Annotated in this window: 6 protein-coding genes; 3 read left to right on the forward strand and 3 right to left on the reverse strand. The window is 74.2% G+C overall.

Annotated elements, in window-relative coordinates; genetic code table 11:
* Positions 1–394 precede the first annotated feature (394 nt).
* On the forward strand, positions 395–2,389 hold the full coding sequence (locus ACFUK0_RS35965; RefSeq protein ID WP_380257495.1) for a putative bifunctional diguanylate cyclase/phosphodiesterase: 1,995 nt from the start codon (positions 395–397) through the stop codon (positions 2,387–2,389).
* 36 nt (positions 2,390–2,425) lie between these two features.
* On the opposite strand, the gene ACFUK0_RS35970 is transcribed toward ACFUK0_RS35965, so the two are convergent.
* Positions 2,426–3,544: an LLM class flavin-dependent oxidoreductase gene (locus ACFUK0_RS35970; RefSeq protein ID WP_380257497.1), complete on the reverse strand. Its 1,119-nt coding sequence runs from the start codon at positions 3,542–3,544 to the stop codon at positions 2,426–2,428.
* A gap of 507 nt (positions 3,545–4,051) precedes the next feature.
* Here ACFUK0_RS35970 and ACFUK0_RS35975 point away from each other — a divergent pair.
* Positions 4,052–4,648, forward strand: coding sequence for a DedA family protein (locus ACFUK0_RS35975; RefSeq protein ID WP_380257499.1), 597 nt, complete (start codon positions 4,052–4,054; stop codon positions 4,646–4,648).
* 309 nt (positions 4,649–4,957) lie between these two features.
* Positions 4,958–6,253: a hypothetical protein gene (locus tag ACFUK0_RS35980; RefSeq protein ID WP_380257501.1), complete on the forward strand. Its 1,296-nt coding sequence runs from the start codon at positions 4,958–4,960 to the stop codon at positions 6,251–6,253.
* Between the two features lie 19 nt (positions 6,254–6,272).
* On the opposite strand, the gene ACFUK0_RS35985 is transcribed toward ACFUK0_RS35980, so the two are convergent.
* On the reverse strand, positions 6,273–7,271 hold the full coding sequence (locus ACFUK0_RS35985; protein ID WP_380257503.1) for a glycoside hydrolase family 6 protein: 999 nt from the start codon (positions 7,269–7,271) through the stop codon (positions 6,273–6,275).
* Positions 7,272–7,390: 119 nt separating this feature from the next.
* On the reverse strand, positions 7,391–8,104 hold the full coding sequence (locus tag ACFUK0_RS35990) for a uracil-DNA glycosylase (protein ID WP_380257505.1): 714 nt from the start codon (positions 8,102–8,104) through the stop codon (positions 7,391–7,393).
* Positions 8,105–8,260 lie beyond the last annotated feature (156 nt).

Genomic DNA, 8,260 nt, shown 5'->3' on the forward strand with positions numbered 1-8,260 from the left:
GCCCCCCGCCCCGCCCCCCCGCCCCGCCCGTCCACCAACCCCCCCGCGCCCCCCCCCCGGGCCGGCCCCGGCCCCCCCCCCCCCCCCGGCCGGGCCCCCCCGCGACCGGTTCACACGCCCCTGGCGCGCCTCCTGTGATGCGCACCAGGGGCATTCGTCTGTACTGACGTACCGGCACAAGTACGCCGAAACACGGCGACTCACCCTGCCGGCGGTCACCAGCCGATCCGTCGGAGCTTTATGATCGGCCGCAGTGTCCCGCTCTCCACGCGCGCGCTCCTCACCGAGCGCGCCGCCGCGAGTCCCGGGGGCCTCGACAGAAGTGCGGGTCTTCCGGCCCCCGCGGTACTGCACAGTCGGCCGGAGCAGCGTCAGCAGCGGACGGGAGCATGCCGTGCCGGGCCAGAACGAGGGGGCCGACGCACACCACCTGGGCGTGCGGCACGAGGGACTTCGGCACATCGACGACCGCCACCCGTGGCCGCGCCACGACGGCGGCCAGGCCGCGGACGGCCCGGTGCCGGACGCCCCGGCAGCGGCGGCCGTCGCGACCGGCCTCGCCACGGCCGGCGTCTGCCCGACCTGTTCGGCACCGTCCGCGTCGCCCTCCACCGACAGCACCGACCAGTTGCTGGACGCACTGCGCGCCAGCGAGTCCCGGTTCCGGGCGGCGTTCGCCGACGCCGGGATCGGGATGGCCCTGATCGACGCCGGCGACCGCGTCATCGAGGCCAATCCGGCCCTCGCCGCGATGATCGGCCGCGACGTGCAGGAGCTGGTCCGCACCCACATCCACGACATCATCGCGGCCGAGCACATCCCGCGCCGGCTGTACCGGGAGCTGGTCAAGGGCGAACGCGACCGGCTCCGGATGGAGAAGCCGCTCAAGCACCGCGACGGGCGCACCCTGCTGAGCAAGGTGACCCTCTCGCTGATCAGGGACGGCGCCGGGCGGCCGATGTACACCCTCGCCATGGTCGAGGACATCACCGAGCAGCAGCGGCTCTGGGACCGGCTCAAGTACCAGGCCCTGCACGACCCGCTGACCAGGCTGCCCAACCGCGCCCTGTTCTTCGAGCGGCTCGACGCCGCCTGTCTCGGGGCGGTCGCCCGCGCCTCGGCCGGCGGGGCCCTGCCCGACAACCGCCGGGTCGGGCTCTGCTACCTGGACCTGGACGGCTTCGCCGCGATCAACGAGACGCTCGGCCACCACATCGGCGACCAGCTGCTGGTGGCGGTCGCGGCCCGGCTGGAGATCGGCTTCGCCCGGGGCGAGGAGCGGCTGGTGGCCCGCCTGGGCGGCGACGAGTTCGCCGTGCTGGTCACGGACAGCGAGGGCAGCGAACAGCTGACCGCACTCGCCGGGCAGCTCGTCGCGGCGCTGGAGATGCCGTTCGAGGTGGCCGGGCACCAGCTGGTGGTGACCGCCAGCGTCGGCGTGGTCGAGCGCCCGGTGAGCGGCACCACCCCGACCGACCTGGTCAAGGACGCCGACGCGACGCTGTACTGGTCCAAGGCCGACGGCCGGGCCCGCTGGACGCTCTACGACCCCGACCGCGGCGCCCACCAGCTGACCCGCCAGCTGCTCACCACGGCCCTGCGCCCGGCCCTGGAGCGGGGCGAGTTCACCGTCGAGTACCAGCCGCTGGTGGGTCTCGCGGACGGCGCGGTGCACGGCGCCGAGGCGCTCGTCCGCTGGCGCCACCCCCGGTACGGGACGCTCTCGCCGGACCGCTTCATCCCGCTCGCCGAGGAGTCCGGGGCGATCGTCCCGCTCGGCAAGTGGGTGCTGGAGGAGTCGTGCCGTCAGGCCCGGCGCTGGCTGACCGAGTTCCCGGAGAGCGAGACCTTCGTCAGCGTCAACCTGGCGGCCCGCCAGATCTGGGACTCCGACATCGTCGCCGACGTCGCCCGGGCGCTGGAGAGCAGCGGCCTGCCCGCCGGGCTGCTCCAGCTGGAGATCACCGAGAGCGCACTGCTCGGCCCCGGTGGCCGGCCGCTCCAGGCGCTGCAGGCGCTCGCCGACATGGGCGTGCGGATCGCCATCGACGACTTCGGGACGGGCTACTCGAACCTCGCCTACCTCTCCCGGCTGCCCGTGCACGTCCTCAAGCTGGACGGCACGTTCATCGAGGGCTTCCGCGACCCGGTGCCCGGGCGCCCCTCGCAGGGCTCCCGGCGCACCGAGGCGGACGAGCAGATCGTCCGCGCGATGGTGCAGCTCGCGCACGCCCTCGGGCTGACCGTCACCGCCGAGGGCATCGAGAGCGCCGGCCAGGCCGAACGCCTCCGCCAGACCGGCTGCGACACCGCCCAGGGGTGGTACTTCGCCCGGCCCGGCGAGGCCGAGCGGGTCGCCGCGATACTGCGCGAGCGCGGGGCGGGCTGACGCCCGGCCCCGCCACCGGGGGGCCGGGCGCCGGGGTCAGGCCGCCGCCCCTCCGGTCAGGCCGTAGGCCTGCGCGATCAGCCCGTAGGAGCGGTGCCGCGCCTCGTGGCCGTGGATGTGCGAGGTGACCATCAGCTCGTCCGCCCCGGTGCGCTTGCGCAGGGCCTCCAGCCCGTCCGCGACCTCGCCCGGCGCGCCCAGCACGACGTTGGACAGCCAGTCGTCCAGGAAGTCCGCCTCGGCCGGGCTGTACGGGTACGCCTCGGCCTCCTCGGGCGTCGGGATCGGGCCCGGGTTGCCCCGGCGCAGCTTGAGCATCCCCAGCCCGGCCGAACGCGCCAGCCACCGGGCCTGCGCCTTGTCGTCGGCGGCGACCGCACTGACGCCGATCAGCGCGTAGGGCTCGGCGAGCACCTCGGACGGGCGGAAGCTGGAGCGGTAGAGGTCCAGCGCGGGCACCGTGTTGTTGCCGCTGAAGTGGTGCGCGAAGGCGAACGGCAGCCCGAGCCGGCCGGCCAGCTGGGCGCTGAAGCCGGACGAGCCGAGCAGCCAGATCGGCGGGCGCCCCTCACTCCGGGGGACGGCGGTCAGCCGGGCGTAGGGGTGGCCGGGCGGGAAGTCGCCGTCCAGGAAGTGCGTCAGCTCGGCGAGCTGGTTCGGGAAGTCGTCGGCGCCCTCGGCGAGGCCCCGGCGCAGTGCGCGGGCGGTGGCCTGGTCGGTGCCCGGGGCGCGGCCGAGGCCGAGGTCGATCCGGCCCGGGTTGAGCGCCTCCAGCAGGCCGAACTGCTCGGCGATCGCCAGCGGCGCGTGGTTGGGCAGCATCACGCCGCCGGAGCCGAGCCGCAGGGTGCTGGTGTGGTTGCCCAGGTGGGCGAGCAGGACGGCGGGGGTGGAGCTGGCGACACCCGGCATGCCGTGGTGCTCGGCGACCCAGAACCGGTGGTAGCCCCAGCTCTCCGCGCTGCGGGCCAGCTCGGTGGTCGCGGCGAGCGCGTCGGCCGGGGTGCGCCCGACGCCCACGGTGGCGAGGTCGAGGATCGACAGCGGGGCCGGCGCCGTGCCGCGCGCCACCCCGTGGACTGCGGCCGAGCCGGGTGCGGTGGCACGCCGGTCGGGGTGCTCGGCGTCGGGTGCCTGCTGGTCCTCGGTGGTCATGCCGTCCGGCCTCCTGGTCTCGCAAGGGTGCGCAAGGGTGATCGTGCTCAGCTGGCCGCGGCGGCCGCGACGAGTGATCGTGTACGAGCGGGCCACCCGCCGTGGGGGGACAACCCCGGGAGGGCGTTCGGTGTTCCCGGGCGGCGTACCGACCGGTCATTCGGCCGGTGTGCGACCTGACTGTCAGCCAGCCACCGACTACGGGTGGCGAGTTCGCGCCAGCGCGGGAAGTCGCCAGCCCGAAGGTCTCGCGGCGGGGGCCCCTGTCAGGCAGGCTACGGATGAGGGCGGATCACGTACCGGATCCGCACCCGAGAGCAAGGCCGACGGGCTGGACCAGCACCGTTCGACCCCCGCGAGCCCCCGGAGCGGCACCCCGCCCCGGGGGCTCGCGCCTGTGTGTGAGGTGCACCACACGGGGGGTGCTTAAGGGCATGAAAGGTCGAGGCGCTAGCGTTGGCACTTGCAACCACCTGCTCCCCCGGGCGGTCTGGAGGGAGTAGGGCCTTGGACATCACCGCACTGATCGGATCCTCGTGGATCTGCGCCGTGGCGCTCTTCGCGGTGCTGGGTGACGCCTTCATCCCGTTCATCCCCAGCGGGACGCTGGTCATCCTGGCCGTCCTGAAGACGTCCCGGATCGACGGGGCACCGCTGCTGCTCGCCCTGGGCGTGGCGCTGGCGTCCTTCCTCGGCGACATCCTGCTGCTCAGCCTGGCCCGCCGGGGCGCGCCCTCGGTGCAGCGCCGGCTCGAACTCCGGCCGCAGCTGGCCGCCAACGTCACCCGGGTGCAGCAGGCGCTGGACGGGCGCACCAAGCGCGGCGCCGCCGCCATCGTGGTGATCGCCCGCTTCGTGCCGGCCGGCCGTACCGTGCTAGACCTCGCGATGGGGCACTCCCCCGACCACCCGCGCACGTTCCTGCGCTGGTCGGCGCTGGCCGCCCTGGTCTGGGCCGCCTACATCGTCACCCTGGGCTGGCTCAACAGCCACTGGTTCGACACGGCCTGGCTCAGCCTCGTGGTCTCCTGCGCCGCCGCGACGACGATCAGCGCCGCGGTCGCGCGCATGGTCCGCCGCAATCGCCGGCTCGTCACGGCCTGAGCCGCACGGCCCCCTCCCCCGCACCGTCCCGCCGACCCGCCCCCTGGCGAAGCGTCACAGGACGGCAACAACCCGCCGCTCCGCGCAGCCCCCGGCGCCCGGACCGCGTGATGGGTAACGGCTGACCGGAAACCCGGCGGCCCGTCCCGGCATGGCATGCTGATGACGGAATACTCATTAAATGTCCGTTTTCACCGGTACGGCCCAGCGCCCGGCCGGCGCAGCCGGGGCACTCCCCGCCCGCGCCCGCGGGACGTCTGCCCGGGCCTCCCGGCCGGCGGCCGGACATCTGGCGCAACAGGGGAGACCATGTCCAGCATCTCGCGCAGGACCGTGCTGAGTGCCACCGCCGCGACAGCGGCCCTCGGGGCGGTCGCGGCCTGCTCCGGCGGCGGCTCCGGCAAGGCGCACGCGGGCTCGGGCTCGGGATCGGACTCCGGGGCCGGGTCCACGACGGCGACCGGGGCGTCGGCCGACGGCGGCGGGAAGAGCACCGCTCCGGGCACCAAGGGCACCCCGATCGGCGACGGCTCCACGGCGGACACCGGCGCCCAGCCGAACCAGCCGAAGGCCGAGAAGCTCAAGCCGGGCGAGCGCCCGCCGCAGTTCGTGGTGTTCTCCTGGGACGGCGCCGGCGGCACCGACGACGGCCAGTTCCCCCGCTTCCTGAAGGTCGCCGAGCAGTACAAGGCGTCGATGACGTTCTTCCTGTCCGGCATCTACACCCTGCCCAAGGACAAGTCGGCCCTCTACCACCCCCCGCAGCACTCGGTCGGGGCCTCCGACATCCCGTTCCTCTCCGAGGGCGCGGTCAGGTCCACCATCAAACTCGTCAGCCAGGCCTGGCTGGCCGGGCACGAGATCGGCACCCACTTCAACGGGCACTTCTGCTCCACCCGCTCGGACGGCAACGGCGTCAACAAGTGGACGCCGGACGACTGGAAGAGCGAGATCGACCAGGCGGTCGGGTTCGTCACCCAGTGGCGGACCAACACGGGCTTCACCGACGTCGACCCGCTGCCGTTCGACTACCGCAAGGAGCTGGTCGGCGGCCGGACGCCGTGCCTGGAGGGCCAGAAGGCGCTGCTGCCGACCGCCGCCGCGCTGGGCTGGAAGTACGACGCCAGCTCCCCCGGCGGGTTGCAGATCTGGCCGCAGAAGGTCCAGGACGGCAAGCTCTGGGACTTCCCGCTGCAAGGGGTCCCGTTCCCCGGGCACTCCTTCCAGGTGCTGTCGATGGACTACAACATCCTCGCCAACCAGTCGGCCGGGAGCACCAAGGGCGACCCGGCCAAGTACGACGCCTGGCGGACCCAGGCCCGCGACGCCTACCTGGCCGGGTTCAACCGCGCCTACGAGAGCAACCGGGCGCCGCTCTTCATCGGCAACCACTTCGAGCAGTGGAACGGCGGCATCTACATGGACGCCGTCGAGGAGACCATCAAGACCATCGCCGGCAAGCCCGACGTCCGGCTGGTGTCCTTCCGGCAGCTCGTCGAGTGGCTGGAGGTGCAGGACCAGTCCACCCTGCGCAAGCTCCGGTCGCTGAACGTCGGCCAGGCGCCGGCGGGAGGCTGGGAGGCCTTCCTCGGCGCGGCCGGCTGAGCCGGGCGGGGCGGCCGGCTCAGGCCGCCCCGGCCAGACCGAGGGCGTACCCGAGCCAGAACTGGCCGGGCCCGGGCTCGCCGCGCCCGCAGTCGCCGTCCGACTCCCCGGGGATCTTCACCCACAGGTAGGCGTCCACCCCGGGCCGGTCCGTCCGGGTGGTGGGCGGCTCGCCGAGCGCCCGGCCCGGCGGGTTGCACCAGGCACCGCTGCCGAGCGGGCCGTTGCCGTTGCGGCTGGTGTCGATGACGAAGTGCTTGCCGCCGAGCGCGGCGGACAGCTCCGCGCCGTACGCCGCGGAGTCCTCGGTGCGGTAGAAGTTCGAGACGTTCAGGGCGAAGCCGTCCGCCTCCGCGACACCGGCCCGGCGCAGCGCCTCGGCCAGGGCCGCGCGGTCCTGCACCCAGCCCGGGTTTCCGGCGTCCAGGTACACCCTGACCTGCGGGTGCTTCTTCAGCTCCCGCACGGCGTACGCCAGCAGTCCGTAGCGCTCGGTGGCGTCCGTGCCCTGCGGCCCGCAGGCCTCCAGGGCGTGCGGCACCGCGTCGGGCTCCAGCACCACCCAGGCCCGGCCCTCGCCCAGCCCCGCCGCGACGCCGTCGATCCAGGCCCGGTAGGCGGCGGCGTCCGGTGCGCCGCCGGCCGAGAACTGGCCGCAGTCGCGGTGCGGGATGTCGTAGGCGACGAACAGGGCCGTCCGTCCGGCGGCCGCCGCCAGCCTGGTCTGCTCCTCGACGGTGGCGCGGTCGTCGGCCGCGCCCACCAGCCAGCGGGCGGAGGGGCTAGCGGCCAGCCGGGCGAGCACGTCGGCCTCCGCCGACCGGCCCTGACCGCGCAGCGCCACGGACTGGCGGGCGGCGGACGTCCCGTCCCAGACGTAGAAGCTCTGGCCGGCCGGTGCGGGCACCGCTGAGGACGGCGGGGCCGGCACCGGGGGCGGCGGAGCGGCAGTACCCCCGCCGCAGCCGGCCGTCCCCGCCGCCAGCACCGCCGCCAGCACCCCCGTGCCCAGCCGCACCGACCGCCCCCGCCACACCCGGCGCACGAAAACCCCACCCCTCACTGCCGCCCCTGTACGTCGGCCACAGCTTCGCACAGGGCGGCGCCGGGCGGCCGGGGCGACCGGATGACGGCCGGTCAGCCCGCCTTGACGTCCGGCACGCGCCAGTCGATCGGGTCGACCCCGAAGCCGCCGAGTGCCGCGTCGATCTGGGAGAACGGGCGGCTGCCGAAGAACAGCTTGGCCGACAGCGGCGACGGGTGGGCGCCCTGCACCACCACATGGCGCGCGGTGTCGATCAGCGGCAGCTTCTTCTTCGCGTAGTTGCCCCAGAGCACGAAGACCACCGGCTCCTCGCGGTCGCTGACCGCCTTGATCACCGCGTCGGTGAACTTCTCCCAGCCCTTCGCCTTGTGCGAGTTGGGCTCGTGCGCGCGCACCGTGAGCACCGCGTTGAGCAGCAGCACGCCCTGCTCGGCCCAGTGCATCAGGTAGCCGTTGTCGGGAGCCGGGATGCCCAGGTCCGCGTCCAGCTCCTTGAAGATGTTGCGCAGCGACGGCGGCGTCTTCACCCCCGGCAGCACGGAGAAGCTCATGCCGTGCGCCTGGTTGTCGTCGTGGTACGGGTCCTGGCCCAGGACGAGCACCCGCACCTTCTCGTACGGCGTGGCCTCCAGCGCCGAGAACTCCTGGCCGGCCGGCGGGAAGACCTGGTGCTCCGCGCGCTGCGCGGCCACGAAGGCCGCCAGCTCGGCGAAGTACGGCTTGCCCGTCTCCTCGGCGAGCACCCCCTGCCAGGACTCCGGCAGTTCCAGCCCGGTGCCCACGCCCGCCTCGACAGTGTCCGTCACGACTTCAACCTCCCACCAGGAAACGGCGCGCACCAGCGCACCGCCCCGACCTCGGCCGCACCGCCCACTGCCCGGCACGCCCTTCTTCCACTCCGAACGCTACACAGGCCCACCGACAACTCCCGCCACGGACGACGGCAGGCCCCGCCCCCGGGC

The sequence above is a fragment of the Kitasatospora sp. NPDC057223 genome, assembly GCF_042669755.1.
Lineage (GTDB): Bacteria > Actinomycetota > Actinomycetes > Streptomycetales > Streptomycetaceae > Kitasatospora.